The organism is Methylovorus sp. SPW-M1, from assembly GCF_053848825.1.
The window spans coordinates 2,832,011-2,856,840 of record NZ_CM132626.1; the positions used below are offsets into that span (position 1 = coordinate 2,832,011).

The following is a 24,830-nucleotide window of genomic DNA, read 5'->3' on the forward strand; positions in this document are numbered from 1 at the left end:
AGCGCGGTTTATTCTTATACAGTTAAGGACATTACACAGCAGCTCGCAGGGCAGCAGCCTTGTCTACCGATTCCCAGCTGAACTCTGGTTCATCGCGACCAAAATGACCATAGGCAGCCGTTTTGGCATAAATCGGCCGCAACAGATCCAGCATCTTCACTATGCCCTTGGGACGCAGATCGAAATGATCCAGCACCAGTTGTGTCAGCACTTCATTCGGCACCTTGCCTGTGCCGTAGGTTTCCACCATGACACTGGTCGGACGTGCCACGCCAATTGCGTACGAAACCTGCACCAGGCAACGCGAGGCAAGCCCCGCCGCTACGATATTCTTGGCCACATAGCGCCCGGCATAGGCTGCTGAACGGTCTACCTTGGAAGGATCCTTGCCGGAGAAAGCACCGCCACCATGCGGCGCAGCGCCACCATAGGTATCCACGATGATCTTGCGCCCAGTCAGACCGCAATCGCCCTGAGGTCCGCCAATCACAAAGCGGCCGGTCGGATTTACCAGAAACTTGATTTCGCCTTTGATCAGTTCCGCAGGCAAGGTCGGCTTGATGATTTCTTCAATCACTGCTTCACGAATTTCGTCCAGCGACTTTTCTGGCGCGTGCTGCGTCGAGATCAACACGGTATCAATCTTGTGCGGCTTGCCATCCACATATTGCACCGTGACCTGGCTCTTGGCATCAGGACGCAACCAGGGCAGGCGGCCATCCTTGCGCAGTTGCGACTGGCGCTCCATGAGACGGTGAGACAGCCAGATAGGCAAAGGCATCAATTGCGGGGTTTCGTCGCAGGCATAGCCGAACATCAGCCCCTGGTCGCCAGCACCCTGATCCAGCGGATCATCATTGGCATTGTCGACACCTTGGGCAATATCAGGGGACTGCTTATCGTAAGCCACCAGTACGGCACAACCTTTGTAGTCGATGCCGTAGTCAGTATTGTCGTAACCTATGCGCTTGATGGTTTCACGCGCTACCTTGATGTAATCCACATTGGCAGACGTGGTGATTTCACCGGCCAATACCACCAGGCCAGTGTTGGTGAGCGTTTCTGCCGCGACACGTGCCGTAGGGTCTTGCTCGAGAATAGCATCCAGAATGCTGTCTGAAATCTGGTCAGCCACCTTGTCTGGGTGACCTTCAGATACGGATTCGGAGGTAAAAAGATATTCGCTCATCGCTTCTCAGTTTTATGTAGTGGATATTTTTAAAGATTAAAGTCGTCACGGGCCGGACGGCAAAAGATTGCTAGAATAGCAAAATCCCCTTGGTTCAAAAAGAAATACATGCTCAACGTACTACTCCGTTTCCTCGCTGCATGGCCCTTGCCACTGCTGCATCTTGTCGGTGTTGTGGCAGGCTGGATCACCTTCTGGACGGACAAGAAATTCTCTCGTCGCACCCGCAAAAATCTCAACATGGTCGGGTTAACCAACACCACTTATCATTTTCGTCGCCTGTTACGCCGCAATGTGGCCGAGACCGGTAAGTCCATCCTTGAGACCCTCTCACTCTGGGGTCGTTCACGGCCCGCCATGCTGCGCTGGGTCAAACGCCGGCACGGCTGGGAACACGTCGACCAGGCGCTTGCCAGCGGCAAAGGCATCATTTTTCTCACGCCGCATCTGGGCTGTTATGAGATCACCGCCCGCTTTTACGCCACCTTGCATCCCATTACCATCCTGTTTCGCCCAGCCCGCAAGTCCTGGCTGTCTGGCGTTCTGGAGCAAGGTCGCCTGCATGACCAGATGAAGTTGGCGCCCACCACCCTGAGCGGGGTTCGCAGCCTGCTGAAAGCCCTTAAAAAAGGCGAAGCCGTGGGCATACTTCCCGACCAGGTGCCCGAGCATGGTGAAGGCGTCTGGGCACAGTTTTTCAATCATCCGGCCTACACCATGACGCTCGTCAGCAAGCTGCAAGAGGCCACGGGCGCCGTGGTACTCATGGCCTTTGGCGAGCGCTTGTCATGGGGCCGTGGATTCGCCATTCATATTACGCCCTTGCAAGGCGAGGCATCACCCCAAAATATTAACGATGCAATTGAACAACTTGTTCGGCAGTATCCTGCACAATATTTATGGAGCTATCGGCGTTTCAAGCAACCGCAGTCCCGTAAAGCAGAGCCGGCCACCGCAACACCGACTGCATAATTAGGGGCAAACAGCGACTCTACTTATAATGCAGGGTATTCCTCTGCTTAGACTTAGCAACGGCAACCCATGATGAAACTTGAATTTACCAAGATGCAGGGCATCGGCAACGACTTTGTCGTCATTGACGCTTACTCCCAGCCCGTCTCCCTGACGCCGGATCAAATCCGCGCGATCTCCGACCGCCACTTTGGCGTGGGCTGCGACCAGCTATTGATTGTTGAGCATGCCACCACGCCAGAAGCCGCCTTTCGCTACCGGATATTCAATGCCGATGGCGGCGAAGTCGAGCAATGTGGCAATGGTGCACGCTGTTTCGTCAAGTTCGTGCATGACCAGGGCCTGACACAGCAACGCGAGATTTGCGTCGAAACAGCGCGTGGTCTGATTTACCCTCGCCTGGAAGACAATGGGGAAGTGACGGTCAACATGGGGCCGCCCAGCTTCCTGCCCGCCGATCTGCCCTTTGAAGCTGAAACGATCCAATCGCTATATCCCCTGCAACTGGCTCATGAAACCGTTGAAGTGGCGATCGCGTCCATGGGGAATCCCCATGCCGTTCAGCTTGTCGATAATGTCGACACGGCCCCCGTTGCCGAACAAGGCCCACAAATTGAATCGCACCCGCGTTTCCCCAAGCGGGTAAATGCAGGCTTCATGCAGATCGTCGACCCGCATCACATCCGCTTGCGCGTATTTGAGCGTGGCAGCGGTGAAACCCTGGCCTGCGGGACCGGGGCTTGCGCGGCTGTCGTATCCGGTATACGGTTAGGTCATCTTGTATCCCCGGTCCGGGTCAGCACCCGCGGCGGGGAATTAAACATTGCCTGGACTGGTGGCGATAGCCCGGTCTGGATGACGGGGCCTGCTGCCACCGTATTTACCGGCGCCATTCATCTATAAATCCGGGGCGGATATCATCTGCCCTCTCCATCAAGAACAAGGAATTTACATGGAAGTCACACTGCAAGTTTCAGACGATCAGGTCGCTGAATATCTGCAAAAAAACCCGCAGTTTTTTGAACGCCATCCCATGTTGCTGGCCGATATGTATCTGCCCAGCCCGCATGGTATCGGGACCGTATCCCTGGCCGAGCGGCAGCAACTTGCCCAACGCGACAAGATCCGCGTGCTTGAGTCACGCATGGCGGAGCTTCTCAGCTACGGCAAGGAAAACGACACCATCAGTGAGAAAGTGCATCGCCTGAGCTTGGGCCTGCTCGCCGCGCAGGAGTTTGATATTCTGCTGCAACTGCTGATTCACAGCCTGCGTGAAGATTTTCAGGTGCCGCACGTGGCGGTTCGCCTGTGGGCAACGCCTCAGGAACTCACCCACGCAGCACATGACGCCTATCAGCAAGTGGATGCCGAGCTCAGCCAATGGACCCAAAATCTGCTCACGCCTTATTGCGGCAAGCAGCCCGGACTCGATCTTGCCACATGGTTTGGCACTGATGCGACACCGCAGTCTTATGCCCTCATCGCCCTGCGTAGCGAGCATGCCTTTGGCCTGCTGGCATTAGCCTCCGACGATGCCAATCGCTTTTATCCGGAAATGGGCACCCTCTTCCTGAAGCGTATTGGCGAGTTGGTCAGCGCCGCACTGTTACGCCATGTCACGCTCAGCTAGCTTGTACAGCTAAAGCCAGATGGTCGATTATCTTGTCCAATATCTCGACCATCTGAGCCATGAGCGGCGCTTAAGTCCGCTGACGCGCGAGAATTACCAGCGCGACCTGAAGGTGCTGCTGGAGTTGAATGGTGAGGTGCCGCTGCAGAATATGACAGGCACCCATATTCGTCGCCACGTAGCCACCCTGCATGGCCGCAATCTGGGTGGCAGATCCATCGCCCGCATGCTTTCCGCATGGCGCGGATTTTTCGAGTTTCTTATTCAGCGCCATGGTTTTTCAGCCAATCCATGCCAAGGTATACGCGCGCCAAAATCGCCAAAATCATTACCGCACGCCTTGTCGCCAGATCAGGCCGTACAACTGGTTTCCATAGACGATGAAGATACCCTGGCCCAGCGCGACCATGCCATGCTGGAGCTGTTTTACTCCTCCGGTCTGCGCCTGGCCGAACTGGTTAACCTGAATCTGGATGCCTTGAATCTGGGCGAAGGCACTATTACCGTCACCGGCAAAGGCAACAAGACGCGCATCGTTCCCGTCGGGCAACACGCCATGAATGCCTTGCAAGCCTGGCTCGCCATACGATCTGGCTTGCCCATTCAGGATACCTCGGCGCTTTTCCTGTCGCGCCTCGGCAAACGCCTGAGTCGCCGCGCCGTGCAATATCGCCTGCAGCAATGGGCGATCCGGCAAGGCATCAATATCCGCGTGCATCCTCACATGCTCAGACACAGCTTTGCCAGTCATGTGCTGCAATCCAGTGGCGATCTGCGTGCCGTGCAAGAGATGCTGGGGCATGCCAACATCAGTACTACGCAGGTGTATACGCATCTGGATTTTCACCATCTCGCCAAAGTTTATGATTCGGCTCATCCACGCGCCCGCAAAAAGTAACACTCTGGATTTTGGCTACGACATCACGCCAGCCTTGCTTACATGAATCTCCAAAACAGGTTTCGACAAGCTGTTTTTCAGAATGACACACCCGGATTACACATCATTGCTCAGCTCGCGCTTGGCGGTTTCTCTATTTTTTGAGAATCATTCTCAGCACGAGAATTCTCGAATTCTTATGGCAGAATAAAACTCTAAGCTTCGTCACACCTCCCTCATTTATTCAAAGGAAATCTCAATGGAACATCAATTACCTGTTTTACCTTATGCCAAAAACGCGCTTGCTCCATACATTTCTGAAGAAACACTTGAGTTTCACTACGGCAAGCATCACCAAGCCTATGTCACCAATCTGAACAACCTGATCAAAGGTACTGAATTCGAAAACAGCAGCCTGGAAGACATCATCAAGAATTCCAAAGCCGGCATTTATAACAATTCCGCGCAAATCTGGAATCACACTTTCTTCTGGAGCAGCATGAAGCCAAATGGTGGCGGCGCTCCTACTGGCCCACTGGCCGATGCCATCAATGCAAAATGGGGCTCTTTCGATGAGTTCAAAAAGGCATTCCAGGCTTCTGCTGTTGGCAACTTCGGTTCCGGCTGGACCTGGCTGGTCAAGAAGGCTGACGGTACCGTGGATATCGTCAACATGGGCGCCGCTGGCACCCCTCTGACCACCGGTGACAAGGCGCTGCTGACCATCGACGTATGGGAGCACGCTTACTACATCGACTACCGCAATGCACGTCCCAAGTTCGTTGAGACTTTCCTGGCTTCTCTGGCCAACTGGGATTTTGCTTCGGCAAACTTCGCTGCTTAAGCAATTAAGCTAGCAGACACAAAGGCCGCCTTCGCGGCCTTTTGTTTTTTTTAGTGTCACAAATGTATGCGATGCTTGGCCCCTGTCCGTCTTGTGTAAATTTCTGCTAAACTTGCAACTATGTTGCGTCGCATATTTCTCACCGTATCGCTCTTGTTCCTGTTTGCCTTTGGCCAACAGAGCGCCGCCGTGCATGAAATATCGCACTACACGGATATTCTTTCGCAAAAGCAGGATGCTTCGCCTCATGGTGGTTTCTGTGACAAATGCCTGAGCTTTGGCGAGTTGGCAGCAGGCCTGCAGCCTGCCATCCACGCTATCCCCGTAGTACCGTTTTCGGAGCTGGCCTGGCACGACCAGAGCATCCCGTACAATCCTGCATTTTCCAGCCACTTTTCAGCGCGCGCTCCTCCCTCTGCTGCATAACCATTGTTCGCTGTGCCGGTTAGTCGCCGACACTCCACTCATGTTTATGCAATTGAGGTTTACCAATGCTGCCGATCTCCCCTGCCGCGCGCCCTGGCGCACGCAAAAAATTATTCATGGCTATCGCTTTGGCGTTCAGTCCAGCCCTGTCTGCAAGCCACGCTTATGCTGCAGATGACACCACAAAATCTTCCACCACGCTGCAATTAGCGCCCGTGGCCGTGACTGCCAACCCGTTGGGTGTAGATTCCGATGCGCTGGTAACACCAGTCTCCGTACTAAGCGGCCGCGAATTGTCCCTGCAACGGGAAAGCACACTGGGCGAAACCCTGAAATCCATCCCCGGCGTCAGTTCCAGTTATTTTGGGCCGAATGCTTCGCGTCCCGTGATACGCGGACTGGATAATGACCGCGTTCGCATCATGCAAAACGGGGTCGGCATTCTGGATGCCTCTGCATTAAGCCCGGACCATGCCGTGGCATTGGATCCCTTAGTCATTGAGCAGATTGATGTAGTACGCGGCCCGGCGGCATTGCTGTATGGCGGTAGCGCCGTTGGTGGCGTAGTCAACGCGATTGATCATCGTATTCCCAAAGAAGCGATTGACGGTGTGACAGGGCGCGGCGAAGTCCGCCTGGGTGGCGCCGATAACCAGAAGAGCGGCGCTGCGGTCATTGATGCTGGCAATGGGGTTCTGATATTGCACGCGGATGCCTACGAACGCAAAACGGATGATCTGGATATTCCTGGCTATGCGGTTTCCCGTCGTAAAAGTGAAGCAGATGGCACAGCGCGTGAAGACAGCGGCCGCCTGGTTAATAGTGCTTCACGCTCCGATGGCGGTGCATTGGGCGCGTCGGTGAATTTCGGTAATGGCTATGCCGGGCTTTCGTTCTCTGACTACAACAGCAATTACGGCACGGTGGCAGAAAAAGATGTGCGTATCGACATGGACAGCCAGCGCTGGGATTTCGCCTCCGAATTCCGCGATCTCGGCAATATCGTGCAGGCAGTCAAGGTCAAGATGGCGCATACCGATTACCAGCATCAGGAAATCGAAGATGGCGCGGTAGGCACGACATTCCGTAACCGCGGCCTGGAAACTGCGATTGAAGCGCGTCACGGCAACATCGGTCTGCTGTCTGGCGTGGTGGGGCTGCAATTGCAAAACTCCCGCTTCCAGGCCTTGGGCGAAGAAGCCTTCATTCCCAAAAACAGCACCGACAGCAAAGCCCTGTATGTATACGAAGAGCTGCCGCTGGATGCATTGAAATTAAGCCTGGGCGGCCGCGCTGAGCAAGTAGATGTAGATTCGAATGGCGGCGGAAAATTTGGCCCGGCAGTTTCGCGTGATTTTGCACCGCGTAGCGCTGCATTTGGCGCCTTGTATACACTGACACCCACCTGGTCGCTGGTAGGCAATCTCTCGCATAACGAACGCGCACCCAGCTACAACGAGCTGTATGCCAATGGCGCTCACGTTGCCACCGCCCAATACGAAATTGGTAACAGCAATCTGGATGTGGAGCGCTCGAATGGCGTAGATACGCAATTGCGCTGGAAAGAGGGCAAAAACAGTTTCAGCGTAGGTGCGTTCTACACCCGCTTCAGCAATTTCATCACGCTCAACAATACCGGGCGGCAAGTGGATGAAGATGGCGTGGTGGGGGGTGATCTCACCGAGGCACAAATTCTGCAGGTGCCTGCCATTTTCAAAGGCCTGGAAGGCGAAGGCAAATTCCGCGTATACGAAGGCACAGGAGACCTTGACCTGACCCTGCGCGGCGATTATGTGCGCGCCACCAACCGTGATACCGGCGAACCACTGCCACGCATTGCGCCACTCAAGCTGGGCTTCGGCTTTTTGTACCAGCTGGATCGCTTTGGCTCCAAGCTGGATGTGGTGCACGCCTTCAAGCAAGACCGCACGGCAGATGCAGAACTGGCCACCAATGGTTACACCCAGGTCAACCTGACGGCGACTTATCGCATTCCCTCACAGTTTTATCTGGAGGCTTTTGCCAAGGCCTACAATCTGTTGAACGAAGAGATTCGTGACCACACTTCCTACCTGAAGGACATTGCCCCCATGGGTGGCCGTTCCATCATGGTCGGCTTGCGCGGCGCGTTCTAGTCGTATCGGGCGTGGGGCAGCACCTGCCTCACGCCCTCTCTTTCCATCCCGCCCGCGCCTTTCCAGGCCCAAGCAGAGCTACCCCCGGCATACCCCATGCGTTATCATGTCGTTTTGGCATTTGCGAGATAGAACACTTATGGCACGGACTGTACATTGCGTTAAATTGGGACATGACGCGGAAGGCTTGGATTTCCCCCCTTACCCTGGCGAGCTCGGTAAACGTATTTATGAAAACGTTTCCAAAGAAGCCTGGGCTGGCTGGCTCAAGCAACAAACCATGCTGGTGAATGAAAACCGGCTGAGCCTGGCGGACCCGCAAGCACGCAAATATCTCTCCCAGCAAACCGAAGCCTACTTTTTTGGCAGCGGGGCAGATACCGCTTCTGGCTATGTTCCACCTAAAGATTAATTAAAAAACGCCATCATGAGCGATGACCCATGTGTTTACAAAACCTTCACATGAGTCATCGTTTTGTCATATTGCATCAGTAGAGTGAGGTTTTAATTTTGTTCCCACTCAAATTGAGCCCAGAATACTTTGTAAATCGCGAACTCGGCATTCTTGCCTTCAACCGCCGCGTGCTGGCCCAAGCCGAAGACGAACGTGTCCCGCTGCTTGAGCGCCTCAAATTCCTCTGTATTTTCAGCAGCAATATGGACGAATTTTTTGAAGTTCGCGTAGCCGGACTCAAAGAGCAAATCAAATACAACTCGCTGCATGTAGGCCCGGATGGCCTGATGCCCAAGCAGGCATTTGAAAAAATCAGCAGCGAATCCCACGAGCTGGTTGATCACCAGTACAACATCCTCAATAACATCGTGCTGCCACAATTAGCCCAGCTCGATATCCGCTTCCTGCGTCGTGGACACTGGAACGATACCCAGCGCGAATGGATACGCAATTATTTCTTCCGCGAGCTGATGCCCATCCTCACGCCTATCGGGCTGGATCCATCGCATCCGTTTCCTCGCGTACTGAACAAGAGCCTTAATTTTGCGGTAGAGCTCGAAGGCAAGGATGCCTTTGGCCGCAACTCCGGCGTTGCCGTGGTACAAGCGCCGCGCGCGTTGCCCCGAGTTATTCGCTTGCCCAGCGATATCGCAGGTTGCGAATATGGCTTTGTCTTCCTGTCATCCATCCTGCATGCGCATGTGGATGAGCTGTTCTCCGGCATGCAGGTCAAAGGCTGCTACCAGTTCCGCGTGACACGCGACAGCGACCTCAATCTGGACGATGAAGAAACCAAAGACTTGCGCATCGCCCTGCAGGGCGAGCTTTCGCACCGCCAGTATGGCGACGCTGTGCGGCTGGAAGTCGCCGACAGTTGCCCACCGGCCATGTCGTCCTTCCTGCTTGGCCAGTTTGGCCTGGGGCCAGAAGACCTCTATCAGGTGAATGGCATCGTCAATCTGGTGCGGCTGATGCAAGTACCAGACTGGGTGGATCGCCCAGAGCTGAAGTTTGCCCGCTATACCCCCAGCGCACCCAAGGAATTCGCCAAGGAAGCTGACATATTCAAGGTAATCCGCAAGGGCGATGTGCTCTTGCATCATCCTTACCAATCGTTCAACCCGGTCATCGAGTTCATCAAGCAGGCGTCGGAAGACCCTACGGTGCTGGCGATCAAGCAGACCTTTTATCGCACCAGCGCTGACTCCACCCTGATGCAATCGCTGATTGAGGCGGCGCGCCGCGGCAAGGAAGTCACGGTCGTGGTGGAACTGCTGGCGCGTTTCGATGAAGAAGCCAACATCAACTGGGCCGCCAAACTGGAAAATGCCGGTGCGCATGTGATCTATGGCGTAGTGGGCCACAAGACGCACGCCAAGATGGCCATGGTAGTTAGGCGTGAAGATGACAAGCTGCGCCGCTACGTGCACTTGTCGACTGGCAATTACCACCAGCGTACCGCCCGTCTGTATACCGATTTTGGCTTGCTGACCTGCCAGGAAGAAATCTGCGAAGACGTGAATGATGTGTTTGCCCAACTGACCGGTCTGGGCAAAGCGAGCAAGTTGCGCCATCTGTGGCAATCGCCATTCACCCTGCACCAACGCCTGATCAAGGCCATCCAGAACGAGATGGAGATCGCCAAGTCCGGCAAAAAAGCGCGCATCATCGCCAAGATGAATGCCCTGCTGGATTCCGATATCATCCGCGCGCTGTATGACGCGTCAGCGGCAGGCGTGGAAATTGATCTGATCGTGCGCGGCGTCTGCGCGCTGAAACCCGGCATTCCCGGCATATCTGACAATATCCGCGTGCGATCGATTGTGGGGCGCTTCCTGGAACATACCCGCATTTTCTACTTCTACAACAACCGGGCTGAGGATGTGTACCTCGCCAGTGCCGACTGGATGTACCGCAACTTCTTCCGCCGGATTGAAGTATGCCTGCCGATACTGGATGCCAAGGTGAAAAAGCGTGTAATCCGCGAGGGCCTGGAGCCTTACCTCAAGGACAATACGAACGCCTGGGAAATGTTGCCTGATGGCACCTACAAACTGCGTCCGGCACGTCGCGGCACCGCCTTCAGCGCGCAGAACTTCCTGATTCAGGAACTCGGGCAGGATCTGCCACCGGAGATCTAAGCAAATGCGCCCGCCAAGGAAGTCTCCTTTGGCGGGCGCATTTGATTTACCTGATTTATCTGATTTACCTTGGACTTAAACCAGTCAATGTTGGGCATTGCCTCAACGCGCAACGCCCATTCCTGATCTCTCCCCTCAAATCCTGACCATCAAGCAAGGGTGAGGCTGATGCCAATCTCGCGCCAGTAATCCACTTCATTACGCAATTCGGCATCGGTGAGCGGATTTTCACTCAGCCAGCCTGGCTCCACTGATAACTCAAAGCGCTGACCATGCCCTTTCAGGCCAAGTTTGGGCTGCCTGTCACTCAGGCGACTGCGATGGAACAGCACCGCCAGACGCAAAATCAGCACCAGCAGGCAATGGTCGTCCGACAACATGGGCACCGCCAGCTTGGCGAGTGAGCGGCGTTGCGCCCGCACCAGAAAGCCCAGGGTCTCCTGATCCATTTTTGAAAAGCCGGGCATATCCGCATTCTCAATCACATAGGCCGAATGCTTGTGATAGCCACTATGGGCGATGGAAATGCCAATTTCGTGCAATTTGGCCGCCCAGGTCAGGTAATTTTCTGCCTTGCTCACGTCCATGCGCAACTGGTCACTCACCTGCGCCAGCAAATCCAGCGCCAGCCTGTGTACGCGCTTGGCCTGGGCCGCATCCACATGGTAACGCCGCATGAAGCTGCTCACCGTCGCTTCGCGGGTGTCATGATGATGAATGCGGCCCAGCAGCTCATACAGCACGCCTTCACGCAGCGCGGTGTCGGCAGTTGTCATCTTGTCTATGTTGAGCGCCTCAAATGCCGCCAGCATGATGGAAAGGCCGCCCGGCAATACCGCCGCGCGATCTGCGCTGACACCGGCCAGCTCGATTTTCTTGATATCGCGCGCCTTGATCAATTGCTGCCGGATAAAACGCAATCCTTCATAGGTGATGCTGCCATCGCTCAGGCCATTTAGACGAATGATTTCTCCCAGGGAACGCGCGGTGCCGGAGGAGCCCACCGCCTCCTGCCAGTTGGATGACGAGAAATTTTTGCGGATTGCCTGAATTTCAGTCGCGGCTGCAATGCGAGCCTGCTCAAAGTTGTCTTCCGTCAGGCGGCCTTCCGGGAAAAACCGCAGGCTGTAACTGACACAACCCATATAGAGGCTTTCCATCTGGATAGGCTCAACACCCTCGCCCACAATAAACTCGGTGGAGCCGCCGCCAATATCAATCACCAGCCGCTTGTGTTCGCATAGCGGCAGGCAATGACTGACGCCCACAAAAATCATGCGGGCTTCTTCACGCCCGGCGATGATTTCGATCGGAAAGCCCAAGGCAGCTTCGGCCTCTTTCAGCAGTTGTGGTGCATTTTTGGCAACACGAAAGGTATTGGTTGCCACGGCTCGGACGGCATGCGGCGGCAAACCGCGCAGGCGTTCGCCAAAACGCTTCAGGCACTCGATGGCGCGACGCTGCGCGTCTTCATCCAGGCGTTTGTCTTTGCCCAGGCCAGCACCCAACCGCACCGCTTCGCGCAGGGAGTCATGAAAAATAAGATGACCATCGACCACTTTGGCCAATTGCAGACGGAAACTGTTGGAGCCTAGATCTACTGCGGCAATTTCAGTAGGTGCCGGTATTTGTGTAGCCAAAACAACCTTTGGAGATATGAGGTGATGAATTCTTAGTATAAATCCTGAAATGCCCGATTGGCGGACCTCAAGACAAAAACCCCGTCTTCCGGTGATCTGGAGAGACGGGGTTTGCTGTGCAGGCTCTCGGAATCAGGACTGCAGCGTTTCGCGTTCCATTTCTTCCATGCTGGTATGGCGCACATCCTTGCCCTTTACCATGTACACCACGTATTCGGCGATGTTTTTGGCATGGTCACCGATACGCTCCACCGCCTTGGCCACGAACAGCACTTCCAGTGACATGGAGATGGTACGGGGATCTTCCAGCATGAAGGTGATCAGTTGACGCATGGCGGCACGGAATTGCTCATCCACTTGCTCATCCTGACGGGCAACATCCACAGTCTTGCTGACGTCCAGGCGGGCAAAGGCATCCAGCGAAGTACGCAGCATTTCGCGCACCAGGCCCACCATGGTTTTGATTTCAGCAAACCGTGGGGTGTACATGCGGTCGGATTCGTAGATTTTCTGGGCAACGCGGGCAATCTTGGTTGCCTCGTCACCAATACGCTCCAGATCGGTAATGGTCTTGACCATCATCATGATCATGCGCAAATCGCCGGCAGCGGGCTGGCGACGGGCAATGATATGACTGCAGTCTTCATCCACCTGCACTTCGAGACCATTCACGCGGTGATCGTTGGCAATGACGCTTTCGGCCAGACTGGCGTTGGCATTCACCAATGCATCCAGCGCATTGACGATCTGCTGCTCCACCAGGCCACCCATCTGGAGCACTTTGGCGCGGACGGCTTCCAGTTCGGCATCGTATTGCTTGAAAGTATGTTCAAATTGCATAGCGCAGATCCTTTATTCAGTATGTAGAGCGCAGGTCAGTCATCAAGTGAGCGCTGTAGTGTAATCAGCGAATGTGACAGTTTGATGTCTGCCCGCACAACCCCCAACCGCTTCATCTTCCCGAATTATCGGACTGAGTGGCCTGGCGCAAGCACCAGACCCTCTCAGCAGCGGCGCGTCATTAGCGCTTGTATGTCTTCACACCTTCCGGCGTGGCCAACAGCAGAACATCTGCAGGACGCGCGGCGAACAAACCGTTGGTGACAACACCCACGATCTGGTTGATCTTGGCTTCCATCTCAACCGGGTTGAGGATTTCCAGGCCATGCACGTCCAGAATGATGTTGCCGTTATCGGTGGTAAAGTCGCGCAGCTTGGGTTGACCGCCCAGCTTGGTCAGCTCGCGTGCCACGTGGCTGCGGGCCATGGGCAATACTTCTACTGGCAGCGGGAATTTGCCCAGCACAGGCACATACTTGCTGGCATCACAGATACAGATAAATGTCTTGGCACAGGCTGCGACGATTTTTTCGCGGGTCAAAGCACCGCCACCGCCTTTCAGCATGTGCATGTGCTCGGTGATTTCATCGGCGCCATCGACATAGATTTCCATGCCATCCACGCTATTGAGGTCAAATACTTCAATGCCGTGGGCGCGCAAACGCTGTGCAGTGGCTTCCGAGCTTGCTACCGCGCCATCAATCTTGCTTTTGACCTTGGCCAGTTCGTCGATAAAAAAGTTGGCAGTAGAGCCGGTGCCTACCCCAATAATGCCGCCCTTAACGTATTCAACCGCGGCCTTCGCTACTTGTTGTTTCAATTCGTCTTGTGTTGCCATTTTACTTTTACCTACCTGTTTTCTTTATAATCACGTCCAAACTTGAATCATACACGCCCGGCCCCCTAATGAAAAACGACTACCTGGAAAAAATTCGCTCTGCGCGCGTCTACGACGTCGCCAGCAAAACCGCACTGGAGTTTCAGCCCAATCTCTCTGCCAGAATTGGCAACCGGGTTTTGCTCAAGCGCGAGGACATGCAGCCGGTTTTTTCCTTCAAGCTCCGCGGCGCCTACAACAAAATGGCGCATCTCAGCGCCGATGCATTGCAACGTGGCGTGATCACTGCCTCAGCCGGCAACCATGCCCAAGGTGTCGCCCTCGCCGCGCAAAAGCTCAATTGCCGTGCCGTGATCGTGATGCCGACCACCACGCCCATGATCAAGATCAATGCAGTTAAAAATCGCGGCGCCGAAGTCGTGCTGCAAGGCGACTCCTACTCAGACGCCTATGCCTATGCGCTCAAGCTGGAGCAGGAACAAGGCCTGACCTTTGTACACCCCTTTGATGACCCTTATGTGATTGCAGGCCAGGGCACCATTGCCATGGAAATCCTGGATGCGCATCCAGAGCCCATCGAAGCTATCTTCTGCTGCGTAGGTGGCGGCGGCCTGATTGCCGGCATTGCCGCTTATGTCAAACAGGTGCGCCCGGAGATCAAGATCATCGGCGTAGAGGCAAACGACGCCAATGCCATGCAGCTTTCGCTGGATCAAGGCCAGCGTGTGATGCTGGATCAGGTCGGACTTTTTGCCGATGGCGCCGCCGTCAAGCAGGTCGGTGAAGAAACCTTCCGCCTGGCACGTGAGTATGTGGATGAAATGATACTGGTCGATAACGACGCCATATGCGCCGCCATCAAGGATGTGTTTGAAGACACGCGTTCGATTCTGGAACCTGCAGGTGCGCTTGCCACCGCCGGACTTAAGGAATACGCCAAGCGTCACCAGCTGCAGGGCAAAACGCTGATTGGCATTGCCTCTGGCGCCAATATCAATTTTGACCGCCTGCGCTTTGTCGCTGAGCGCGCCGAAATCGGCGAAAAGCGCGAGGCCGTGCTGGCCGTCACCATTCCGGAAAAACCGGGTTCGTTCAAAACCTTCTGCCGCCTGCTGGGTGGCCGCAGCATTACCGAATTCAATTATCGCTACTCCGATCCACAGGCCGCCCACATCTATGTCGGCATTGCCATTCAGGATCCAGCGGAGTCGCGGGCACTGGTCGAGATGCTGCAGGCGCATGGCCTGGCCACGCTGGACCTGACCGACAACGAAGTGGCCAAGCTGCATCTGCGCCATCTGGTCGGCGGTCATGCCCCGCAAGCCAAGCATGAATGCGTATACCGTTTCGAATTCCCCGAAAAACCCGGCGCGTTGATGAATTTCCTCGACACCATGGGGCATAACTGGAACATCAGCCTGTTTCATTATCGCAACCACGGCGCAGACTTCGGCCGCGTGCTGGTCGGCATGCAGGTTCCGCCTGAAGACCAGCAGGCATTTGCCGACTTCCTGCAGAACCTGGGTTACCCCTACTGGAATGAAAGCCACAACCCCGCCTATGAATTATTTTTAGGCTAGGCCATTGGCTGTAAGCAACCAAAGTGGTGGTTGCTTACAGCCAGTTTCTTTGGGGGATTTCTTCAAGTAGCTGAAATAATTCGAATTAATTTTCCAGCATGATTTTTGCATGGATGTCAGCGGCCCCGTGCAATGCCTCCAGGCATGCTGCACGGCAATGAACCTATGCATTTTGACGTTGCCTACAACAGATCATAAAAAGCACGTCAACCACCACGTAAGAAGGAGAGAGTCAGCATGAAATCTACCCCCCTCGTCATGAGGTTTAGCGCCACCTTGATCCTGGCAGCCAGCGGACTATTGGCAAGCCATACGGCAATGGCCGACAAAGGTATCGCGTATGTGACCAATCAGGATGCCGGTGTCAGCGTCATCAATCTGGATACGCTGGAAACCAGCAGAACCATCGACATTCAGGGCAAGGCACCACGTGGCCTGGGCGTCACGGCGGATGGCAAGTTGCTCATCACCGCCAACAAGGAAAATGGCAATATCTCGGTGATCGATACCGCCACTGGCAAGCTGGTGCAGCATATCGACATCGGCAAAAACCCCGAATTTGTGCGCATCAAGGGCGACCTCGCCTTTGTATCGTTTGAGCCCAGCTCCAAAGGCGGCCCACCACCAAAACCAGGTGAACCCTCAGCCAAGGAAGATGACGATGATGACGACGAGCCAGCCCGCATCGCCATTGTGGATCTGAAAAAAGGCAAGAAAATCCGTGAGATTGTCGGCGGCCCGGAAACCGAAGGCATTGAATTCTCCAAGGACGGCAAAAAGCTGATTATCACCAATGAGGCTGACAACACCATCACCGTCCACAACATTGCCACAGGCAAGTTGCTGAAAACCGTCAAGACCAAGGAATACGGCGAACGCCCACGTGGCATCAAGGTTTCCCCTGATGGCAAAACCTATGTCGCCACCTTGGAGTTCGGCAACAAGTTTGTCGTGCTGGATGACAAGTTCAAGGTGTTAAAGACTGTAGATACCGGCAAGGGCCCATACGGCATCGCCTATGACCGCGATGGCAAGCACATCTATGTCGCCACCTCCAAGGAAAAAGCCCTGGAAGTCTACGATGCCAAGACCTACAGCAAGGTGAAGTCTGTTACCACCGGTGATCGTTGCTGGCACTTCAGCTTCACACCTGATGACAAGCAGATTCTGCTGGCATGCGGCAAATCCAACGAAGTGGTGGTATTTGATGCGACGACGCTGGATGTCGTAAAACGCGTGACCGACAAGGATATGCCTTGGGGCCTGGTTACTTATCCCAAATCCATGGGTAGCCTGGATCAGCCATAAATCACTGACTGGTAGTTTCGATCAGTACAAAAAAGCCCGCAATTGCGGGCTTTTTTGCTTTTCAAGTTTGCACGCGAAGTATGAAAAAACAGTTAAATGGGATCAAACAGATCCGGACCAAAAATCCCGGTTGGTTTGCCATCCAGACTGCGCTGGTTTTTGTCCTGCCAGTAACGCCGCATGCCCGCTTCGCCCTGTTTTTCTGCCCATTGCGTCAACTGGGTTCGCTGGCCCTGGTAACTGAACAAGGGCACGGACATGCCGCACGAAGTCTGCACCAGATCAACTTTTAATATAAAAATCTGGCGTGTTCCCGGCAGCTGCTCAAAGCGGGCGGCCCAGTCATTCCAGGCCCGATCATGCGGATGCACCACTTGCGCTTGCCCATACAGACGCAAAATCAGCGGCTTGCCCTGAAACGCACAAAACATCAGTGTCATGCGCGGGTTTTCGAGCAGATGCGCAGCCGTTTCATTGCCGCTGCCCGTCACATTCAGCCAGGCCACGGTGTTGGCATCCAGCACGCGCAATGAATCCAAACCTTTGGGCGAGAGATTGACCCGGCCTTCCGGCGCAGCAGTAGCCACAAAGAACATGGGTTGCTGCCAGATGAACTCCATGTGCTCCTGGCCAAGCGCGTCAAACTGCTTGCTCATGCTAGGCTTCCAGCAGTTTCATGATGAAATTCCATTCGCGCGGATCTACCGGGGTGATGGAAAGACGATTACCACGCTGCAGAATGCGCAGACTTTCCAGCTCCGGTGTTTCGCGCATTTCCTTCAAGCTCAAGAGACGGGTTTTACGCACCAGCTTGACGTCCACATTGAACCAGCGGGGATTTTCTGGCGTTGCCTTGGGGTCATAATATTTATGCCCCTCAACAAACTGCAACCGGTCAGGATAGGCCAGCCGGCTCACTTCGGCGATGCCGACAATGCCAGGCTCGGCACAGTTGGAATGGTAAAACAGCACGCCATCGCCGACCTTCATCTGGTCACGCATGAAATTGCGTGCCTGATAATTGCGGACACCATACCAGTCCACCGTTTGATTGGGAAAACCGGCAAGATCATCAATCGACACATCGCCGGGCTCAGACTTCATTAACCAATATCGCATTTTTCTTCTCTATGACGTTCAGTTTTACGTATGATAATCCAACTCAATGGCGTAACGTCAAAGCCCAACCAGCTTCTCGGTTCTGCATTTCAAGATCGAGGAGTATACCCACACCAAGCACTGATACAGGAACTGCACCATGGCAAAAAACGTGTTAGGTACCCCGCTGCAATCCTGCAGCACTCAACCATTGACCGGCTTCACCCGTAACGGCTGCTGCGAAACCGGCCCCGAAGACACAGGCAGTCACACCGTCTGCGCGCAAGTCACTGAAGAGTTTCTGGCATTTTCCCAATCCCGGGGAAATGACCTTAGTACGCCACGACCTGAATATGGATTTGAAGGCTTGAAACCCGGTGACCGCTGGTGTTTGTGCGCCGCCCGCTGGCATGAAGCTGCAGAGGCAGGGTTTGCGCCGCCGGTGATCCTGGAAGCCACGCACGAGCGTGCGCTGGAGATTGTGAGTCTGGGAGATTTGAAATACCACGAACTGCGATAACCCAAATCATCAGGACATCGCCATAAAAAAAGCACGGGGTTCCATTGGAATCACGTGCTTTTTGCAATGTGGGAGTTCCCCGCAAGCATCACCCAGGCCAGCATCCTGAACCAAAAGGTTCAAGTGGTAACAGCGTGGAACACATCAGGTACACCCACATTAGGAGCGCGCTCAACAGTGAATCAACACACCGAAACCGATGCCAAAGACTAGTTCAAGGAATTTATGACCTAAACAATACCGCAGGGAACAAACTGGCGCCATGACAGACATGGCAAAAGAAAATTTTTGATCAGAACAACTTGTTTTGCTCGGCAATCGCCTCGTCAATCTGTTCCTGCATGGACATCATTCTACGCTTCAAATCCCCGATGTCAAAGCCGCCGCTACGGGTAGTCAAAAGCTCATGCGCCATGTTGAGGGCAGCCATCACCGCAATACGTTCAATGCCAATCACCTTGCCGGTATCGCGAATTTCACGCATCTTGCGATCAAGATACGTGACGGCTGAAATCAATCCTTCACGCTCATCATCCGTACAGGAAACCTTGAACTCCCGCCCCATGATGTTGACATCAACTGCACGCACTTCGCTCATAGGCTACCTTCTGGCAATTGGCTTAACAGAGCCTCGATCCGGCTGCCGGCCTTGGACATTTGCTCTTTCAAAAGGCGAGATTCATCACGGCTTTGGGCAAGCTCCTGACGCAATTGCAGATTCTCCGAACGCACGGCATGGTAAAGCTGCACCAGCTCACCTACCTTGTCTTCGAGGGCTTTCAGATCGGATTCCATATCGGCACTATAATTGTAAAAAGCTTGCATGGTCAACTGCTAACGAGCATTTTTGAAAGTATTACAACACGTTAAGTTTTAATCTCACTTTGGTGAAATTTTTTGCATCACGTATAATCCTATGCACGTTATCTGGTGCCCGATTTGCTGCTCTGCAAACCGGGTGAAACTGGGAAACAGGTGCGTTGACGATTAATCGAGCAACTATTCCTGTGCTGCCCCCGCAACGGTAATTACGTGCGGTTCATTCAACAAGCCACTGTGCATATGCATGGGAAGGCGAATGAACAAAACGTATAAGCCCGGAGACCGGCCCGATAGCTCACAAGCAGGCAATACCGCGGGGTGACGGTTTTCGCAGCGAATCGCACGTAACTTAATTTCATATTGCGCCTTCGTTCCGGATAGATTCAACAGCTTCCCTCACGGTATTCCCTTTTTATTTCTCGCATGCGGGGTCGCATGCACACAAAGGGGTATTCATGAACAAAACCATACTGGCAAGTACGATAGGCTTGCTGTTTACGACGGGCGTCCATGCGGAAGCTCAAGACAGTCTTGAATTCGGAACCGTACTGGTGACCGCAAACAAACTGGAACGTAAAGATACTGAAACCACCTATTCATCAGAGATCCATACGCAGCAGATGATTTCAAACTCTGGGGCTACAAGCTTGTATGATTATCTGGCTCAACACACCTCGGTGACCACGCTCTCTAACTTTGGCAACAAAATAACGCCTGCCATTGATATGCGCGGATACGGCAGTGAAAATGGATATCAAAATATTGTCGTCACTGTTGATGGGCAACGCCTGAATGGCATAGACATGAACCCCGCGATGTTGGGTGCCATACCGTTAAGCAATATTGATCGTATTGAAATTACCAAAGGTAGCGGCTCGGTTATTTACGGTGATGGCGCCATGGCAGGGACTATCCAGATTTATACAAAAAACCGTACTGGAGTGTCAGCAACCGTATCTGCCGGAAATTTTGGAAGCAAAACTGGCACGGTCGCAGCAGGCATTTCCGAGCAATATTTTGATCTGTCTGCAACAGCTACTGATGACAGCAATGATGGCTTCAGCAAAAAAGATATCAATGGCAATAAAGATAAATTCTCGGGTACCTCACAAAACATCAAGCTTGCGATTAAACCCATTGATGGCCTTCGTCTGAATTTTGAAGGTACCAGTTCGCGCAACGATATTCGCTATAACAACTCTCTTACACGTGAACAGTTCAATGCTGATCCGCGCCAAAGCGGCGGCAGCAGACCCTACACCCATCAAGCACTGGACTCCGATACTTGGCGTATCGGCATTGATTACCAACTTACAGAGAATTGGAAATTCACCGCAAACCATATACAGGAAGACAAACTCTCTGACTTCTTTAGCTTCTCAGGCAATTATGACTATCGCTCGAATGACATGGCAATCACTTACCAAACTCCCTTATTCAGCATAGTGAGTGGGTTACAACAATTTCAAGGCAACAGAATTACAAAATCTACCTTTGGAAACAATTCAACTGACAAAGACAACTTAGCTGCGTTTTTACAGACTGAATGGCGAATCAATGACTGGACTTTTTCAGCAGGCGCCCGCCGTGAACAAGTAAAATACGAATATAAAGAACCGGGAACCAAGCTGGAGGACAGCCAGCTTTTGAACGCTTGGGATGTCGGTTTGAATTACAAAATAAGCCCACAAGCGAGCATTTTTTCAAATTACAACAGTGCCTTCCAGGCACCTGGTGTTGACCGTTTTTTCATTGGTGGCACTTTTAATGGCTTTATCAATCCAGCAAAAGCAAAAACCCTGAACATTGGATTCAATCATGTTGTATCTCAAAATCGTCTCAAACTAACAGTATTCAAATCGTGGTTACATGATGAAATTTACTATTTCAATACTGGGGATTTCAATACAAGCTTCAATACGAATATTGATAAATCCCACAAATACGGCGTGGAATTGCAAGACCAATACAAAATCACTGAAAACGCCACTACCTCGATTATTTACACATATACCCGAGCCGTCATTGACCGGGAAAATGAGGGCGATGGAGCATTTAATGGCAATGATTTACCTGGCGTTGCCAAGCACAGCATTGTCGGAAATATCGGATATCGCTTTTGGGACAATGCTTATGTAAACCTTAGCCAGGTATGGAGAGCTCCTTCCTACGCTCTCAATGACTTCAGAAATAATTTTATACATAAGCAAACTAGTTACCAATCAACCAATCTTGCCGCGTCTTATGCATTTTCAAAATTTCAGGTATTTACTTCTATCAATAATATTTTTGAACATAAAAATGCGATACAAGTAGGCGATGATAGTCCGACCATCGGTAGCATTTACCCTGTTGACTTTTCAAGGACCTGGCGCATCGGCATGAAAATAGACCTCTAGCCTAATACACTATAAAGCCGCAATCTCACAAAGGGATAGCGGCTTTTTTACGTTTGGAAAATTTATTTAAACGGTTACAATCCAAGACACTAAGCAAGCACAACGGAGTTTTGACGAAATGCCGCAGCACAACAAGCAGTCTTTCTGGGTGGGCGCTATCCTGATTCTCTTGATCATCGCCACTCGCACCCAGCATTTCGGCAATGATGTTTACCTGCCGGACGCCACGCTGGCGGTGCTGTTCATGGGCGGCTTGCTGATTACGAACACCAGCTGGCTGGGGCTGGCGCTGATTGCGGCATTTGGCATGGATGGGTATGCCATGGGCTGGCAAGGCGTGTCGGATTACTGCATGTCGCCTGGTTACTGGGGCCTGATTCCCACCTATGGCTTGGTATGGGGCGCGGGACGGTTACTGGCGGATAGTGACAAGCCATTTTCCATCTTGCCATTTGCCTTGTTTGCCTGGGGCTCTACCAGCATTGCTTTTGTGGTATCCAATGCCTTCTGGTTTGCGTTTTCAGACAAAGTGGATAGCCTGACCATTACCGAATTTAGCGTCCGCGTAGCCAAGTATTACATGCCCTATGTAGGCTACGCGTTGATGTATGTGGCGATTGGTTGGCTGGCAGCCCGTTTATTCAAATTGCGTATCGCCGCTCCCAGCCGCATATCGCTTTAATCTTTGTCGGGTAGCGTGGTAGCCCACGTCAGCCGCATCAACATTCTCAGCCCGGCAATCTGCTGGGCTGCATGCAAGCTTGCAAAAATTGTATCTCCAGGCGCCTAACATTCGTTCCTCGCTTTTCCTCAACCACATTTCCCCGCCTGTTTATTTTCGGCGACATCGCATATAATCCACGCAGTTGTTCAGGTGCCGAAGTCGCTATTCTGCGATGAGGTGAAACTGGGAAACAGGTGCGTTTTCACAAACAAACCCTGTGCTGCCCCCGCAACGGTAATTACGTGTGGTTGATCCTACACGCCACTGTGGCATAGCCATGGGAAGGCGGATTAACAAAACGTATGAGCCCGGAGACCGGCCTGATGATTCAAGGGATTGCTGCGGGGTTGCAGCGTCACCAGACTCTCTTCAGCTGTTCTCCACTCTGTCTTGATTACCACGCCACAGGCGCAAGCGTTGCCGGGAACAGCATAAGGAAAATTCCATGCTTCACCGTTCTGCACTCGCCATCGCGCTTGCGCCTTTGTTTGCGCATTCATTCAATTCACTGGCGGCCGATACCACGCTGTCAGACATCGTCGTCACCGCCGCCCGCACCGAACAAAAAGTCAGCGATGCGCTGGGCGATATTTCCGTCATTACCCAGGATCAGATTCAGAAAGCCGGTCAGACGACGCTGGTGCAACTGCTCGCCATGCAACCCGGCGTGCAGATCGTACAGAATGGCGGCACTGGCAAATCTGCTGATATCTTTATCCGTGGTGCCAACGCCACACATACGCTAGTGTTGATAGACGGCCTGCGCGTCAGCTCCGCCACCACTGGCACCACAGCGCTTGAAAATATTCCGCTCGACCAGATTGAGCGCGTGGAAATCCTGCGCGGCCCCGCGAGCAGTTTATATGGCGCTGATGCAATTGGCGGCGTTATCCAGATTTTTACCAAGAGCGGCAAAGGCAAACCGCGCCTGAATGCGAGCGTGGGCCTGGGCACCTATGGCAGCAGCAGCGCCTCGGCAGGCGTCGCCGGGCGTGTAGAAAACACCAGTTTCAGCGTGCAGGCGGGAACCAGTTCCACCAATGGCGTCTCTGCCATTGCCAATAAAACATTAAGAAATTACAACCCGGATGACGATGGCTATAACAACAGAAATGTGTCATTGAAGCTGGCTCAGCATTTCACCGAGAACCATGAGCTCGGCATCCAGGGCTGGCTGAATGAGGGCACCAACCATTACGATGGTGGCAATACTAGTCCAGCAGCAAACCCAACAAACCGCTTTGATTATTATGGCAACCGCCGCCAGACTCTGATCTCGGTTTACAGCAAAAATCAGTTCACAGAAAACTGGATGAGCAATTTCAGCGTCGGCCAGAGTGAGGACAATCTGGAGTCATTCAGCCCCAACACGGCCAATACCCTGAAAGTCCGCTCACTGATCAAGACCACGCAAACCCAATACAGCTGGCAAAACGACATCACGACAGATTTGGGCTTGTTTACGCTGGGCTCTGAGCGGCGCGAACAGAAGGTTGATGGAACGACCAAATTTGCCAAGGATGAACGCAACATTCAATCCTATCTGCTGGGCTGGCAATACAAGCTCGGGAGCCACCAGTTCCAGGCCAACAGTCGCCTCGACCAGAACTCGCAGTTTGGCGACAAAACCACCGGCAGCCTTGGGTATGCTTACCAGATTAATCCGCAATGGCGCGCCCATGCGCTATACGGGACGGCATTTAATGCACCAACCTTTAATCAGCTTTATAGCCCCTTGCAAGGTAGATACATAGGTAATCCCAACCTCAAACCGGAAGAAGCCGAAAATGGCGAGATTGGCCTGCAATTTAGCCAGGGTGGCCAGCGTATCAGCGCCATCTATTACAAAAATAAGGTGGATAACCTGATCATCACGCCATCGGTGGGCACAACTACTCCACCCATCAACGTCAATAAAGCCGATCTCAAAGGCCTGACGCTGAGCTACAACGGCAGCTGGGATCGCACTCAGGTATACGGCAACGCCGACTTTTTGCGGGCAGAAGATGCCGACACAGGAAACTGGCTGCCGCGTCGCGCCCGTGAGCATGGCGCGCTGGGCTTAACCCAAACGTGGGGCGACTGGCAATTTGGCAGTGAAATCGAAAGCTCCGGCCATCGTTTTGATGACACGGCCAACGCTCTCCGCCTGAGCGGTTACACCCAGGTGAATGTGTTTACCAATTACCGCATCAACCAGGACTGGTCAGTGAATGCGCGCGTCAACAATCTGTTTGATCGCGAGTATGAGTTGGCACAGAACTACGGAACCTTTGGTACTAATCTGTTTGTCACCCTGCGTTATTCGCCTGCGCTTTAAGGCGAGCAAAGAGCAGCGGCAAAACGATAGGCCATGCAAGAGGCAATGTTAAGGGAACATTTCATTTAAAATA

Annotated in this window: 23 protein-coding genes and 2 riboswitches; of the genes, 15 read left to right on the forward strand and 8 right to left on the reverse strand. The window is 53.2% G+C overall.

Translation table 11 applies throughout. The features are described from left to right. Positions 1-31: 31 nt before the first annotated feature. Positions 32-1,189, reverse strand: coding sequence for a methionine adenosyltransferase (gene metK / locus ACWWD9_RS13485; protein WP_013441002.1), 1,158 nt, complete (start codon positions 1,187-1,189; stop codon positions 32-34). A gap of 108 nt (positions 1,190-1,297) precedes the next feature. On the opposite strand from metK, the gene ACWWD9_RS13490 reads away from it, so the two are divergent. From ACWWD9_RS13490 to ppk1, 9 genes are all read left to right on the forward strand, one after another. Beyond that, complete coding sequence (locus ACWWD9_RS13490; RefSeq protein WP_013441001.1) at positions 1,298-2,161, forward strand: lysophospholipid acyltransferase family protein; 864 nt, start codon at positions 1,298-1,300, stop codon at positions 2,159-2,161. Positions 2,162-2,233: 72 nt separating this feature from the next. Further along, a complete protein-coding gene (gene dapF / locus ACWWD9_RS13495) occupies positions 2,234-3,064 on the forward strand; it encodes a diaminopimelate epimerase (RefSeq protein ID WP_041361914.1) in 831 nt (276 codons plus the stop codon). Positions 3,065-3,113: 49 nt separating this feature from the next. Further along, positions 3,114-3,791, forward strand: a complete 678-nt coding sequence (locus ACWWD9_RS13500; protein WP_015829189.1) for a DUF484 family protein — start codon at positions 3,114-3,116, stop codon at positions 3,789-3,791. A 19-nt stretch (positions 3,792-3,810) separates the two neighbouring features. Beyond that, on the forward strand, positions 3,811-4,689 hold the full coding sequence (gene xerC / locus ACWWD9_RS13505; RefSeq protein WP_159356277.1) for a tyrosine recombinase XerC: 879 nt from the start codon (positions 3,811-3,813) through the stop codon (positions 4,687-4,689). Between the two features lie 238 nt (positions 4,690-4,927). Continuing rightward, positions 4,928-5,512, forward strand: a complete 585-nt coding sequence (locus tag ACWWD9_RS13510) for a superoxide dismutase (protein ID WP_455867283.1) — start codon at positions 4,928-4,930, stop codon at positions 5,510-5,512. 120 nt (positions 5,513-5,632) lie between these two features. Beyond that, positions 5,633-5,938: a hypothetical protein gene (locus ACWWD9_RS13515; RefSeq protein WP_455867284.1), complete on the forward strand. Its 306-nt coding sequence runs from the start codon at positions 5,633-5,635 to the stop codon at positions 5,936-5,938. A gap of 65 nt (positions 5,939-6,003) precedes the next feature. Further along, the gene (locus ACWWD9_RS13520; protein ID WP_455867285.1) at positions 6,004-8,073 is read left to right on the forward strand and encodes a TonB-dependent receptor; all 2,070 of its coding nucleotides are present in this window, start codon (positions 6,004-6,006) and stop codon (positions 8,071-8,073) included. Positions 8,074-8,212: 139 nt separating this feature from the next. Then, positions 8,213-8,485: an oxidative damage protection protein gene (locus ACWWD9_RS13525; protein WP_015829185.1), complete on the forward strand. Its 273-nt coding sequence runs from the start codon at positions 8,213-8,215 to the stop codon at positions 8,483-8,485. A 98-nt stretch (positions 8,486-8,583) separates the two neighbouring features. Next, positions 8,584-10,668, forward strand: a complete 2,085-nt coding sequence (gene ppk1, locus ACWWD9_RS13530) for a polyphosphate kinase 1 (protein WP_013440993.1) — start codon at positions 8,584-8,586, stop codon at positions 10,666-10,668. 149 nt (positions 10,669-10,817) lie between these two features. On the opposite strand, the gene ppx is transcribed toward ppk1, so the two are convergent. The 3 genes from ppx to rpiA form a co-directional block, all read right to left on the reverse strand. Further along, complete coding sequence (ppx, locus tag ACWWD9_RS13535; protein WP_015829183.1) at positions 10,818-12,308, reverse strand: exopolyphosphatase; 1,491 nt, start codon at positions 12,306-12,308, stop codon at positions 10,818-10,820. 132 nt (positions 12,309-12,440) lie between these two features. Next, a complete protein-coding gene (phoU, locus tag ACWWD9_RS13540; RefSeq protein WP_013440991.1) occupies positions 12,441-13,148 on the reverse strand; it encodes a phosphate signaling complex protein PhoU in 708 nt (235 codons plus the stop codon). A gap of 181 nt (positions 13,149-13,329) precedes the next feature. Next, positions 13,330-13,986, reverse strand: a complete 657-nt coding sequence (gene rpiA, locus ACWWD9_RS13545) for a ribose-5-phosphate isomerase RpiA (RefSeq protein WP_013440990.1) — start codon at positions 13,984-13,986, stop codon at positions 13,330-13,332. A gap of 68 nt (positions 13,987-14,054) precedes the next feature. Between rpiA and ilvA the strand changes: the two genes are divergently transcribed. Next, entirely contained in the window at positions 14,055-15,566 is a 1,512-nt protein-coding gene (ilvA, locus tag ACWWD9_RS13550) for a threonine ammonia-lyase, biosynthetic (protein WP_455867286.1), read from the forward strand. 237 nt (positions 15,567-15,803) lie between these two features. Beyond that, positions 15,804-16,874 carry a cytochrome D1 domain-containing protein gene (locus tag ACWWD9_RS13555; protein WP_455867287.1) on the forward strand — a complete coding sequence of 357 codons (1,071 nt, stop codon included), beginning with the start codon at positions 15,804-15,806 and terminating at the stop codon, positions 16,872-16,874. Positions 16,875-16,966: 92 nt separating this feature from the next. Here ACWWD9_RS13555 and ACWWD9_RS13560 read toward each other — a convergent pair whose 3' ends face one another. Continuing rightward, positions 16,967-17,530, reverse strand: coding sequence for a pyridoxamine 5'-phosphate oxidase family protein (locus tag ACWWD9_RS13560; protein WP_455867288.1), 564 nt, complete (start codon positions 17,528-17,530; stop codon positions 16,967-16,969). 1 nt (position 17,531) lies between these two features. After that, positions 17,532-17,993 carry an EVE domain-containing protein gene (locus ACWWD9_RS13565; protein ID WP_015829179.1) on the reverse strand — a complete coding sequence of 154 codons (462 nt, stop codon included), beginning with the start codon at positions 17,991-17,993 and terminating at the stop codon, positions 17,532-17,534. Between the two features lie 139 nt (positions 17,994-18,132). Between ACWWD9_RS13565 and ACWWD9_RS13570 the strand changes: the two genes are divergently transcribed. Beyond that, on the forward strand, positions 18,133-18,492 hold the full coding sequence (locus ACWWD9_RS13570) for a DUF2237 family protein (RefSeq protein ID WP_013440985.1): 360 nt from the start codon (positions 18,133-18,135) through the stop codon (positions 18,490-18,492). Between the two features lie 292 nt (positions 18,493-18,784). Here ACWWD9_RS13570 and ACWWD9_RS13575 read toward each other — a convergent pair whose 3' ends face one another. Both ACWWD9_RS13575 and ACWWD9_RS13580 read right to left on the reverse strand, forming a co-directional pair. Next, positions 18,785-19,090 (reverse strand): cell division protein ZapA, encoded by a 306-nt coding sequence (locus ACWWD9_RS13575; protein WP_013440984.1) that lies wholly within the window; start codon positions 19,088-19,090, stop codon positions 18,785-18,787. Continuing rightward, positions 19,087-19,317 carry a hypothetical protein gene (locus ACWWD9_RS13580; protein WP_013440983.1) on the reverse strand — a complete coding sequence of 77 codons (231 nt, stop codon included), beginning with the start codon at positions 19,315-19,317 and terminating at the stop codon, positions 19,087-19,089. The genes ACWWD9_RS13575 and ACWWD9_RS13580 overlap by 4 nt, the downstream gene beginning before the upstream one ends. 86 nt (positions 19,318-19,403) lie before the next feature. Next, positions 19,404-19,619, forward strand: a riboswitch (cobalamin riboswitch). A gap of 150 nt (positions 19,620-19,769) precedes the next feature. Here ACWWD9_RS13580 and ACWWD9_RS13585 point away from each other — a divergent pair. The 3 genes from ACWWD9_RS13585 to ACWWD9_RS13595 all read left to right on the forward strand — a co-directional run bounded on the left by ACWWD9_RS13585 (position 19,770) and on the right by ACWWD9_RS13595 (position 24,757). Then, complete coding sequence (locus tag ACWWD9_RS13585) at positions 19,770-21,713, forward strand: TonB-dependent receptor (RefSeq protein ID WP_455867289.1); 1,944 nt, start codon at positions 19,770-19,772, stop codon at positions 21,711-21,713. Positions 21,714-21,831: 118 nt separating this feature from the next. Then, positions 21,832-22,395 carry a hypothetical protein gene (locus ACWWD9_RS13590; RefSeq protein ID WP_013440981.1) on the forward strand — a complete coding sequence of 188 codons (564 nt, stop codon included), beginning with the start codon at positions 21,832-21,834 and terminating at the stop codon, positions 22,393-22,395. Between the two features lie 173 nt (positions 22,396-22,568). Continuing rightward, a riboswitch (cobalamin riboswitch) is annotated at positions 22,569-22,775 on the forward strand. Positions 22,776-22,882: 107 nt separating this feature from the next. Continuing rightward, on the forward strand, positions 22,883-24,757 hold the full coding sequence (locus tag ACWWD9_RS13595) for a TonB-dependent receptor domain-containing protein (RefSeq protein ID WP_455867290.1): 1,875 nt from the start codon (positions 22,883-22,885) through the stop codon (positions 24,755-24,757). The last annotated feature ends 73 nt before the right edge of the window (positions 24,758-24,830 follow it).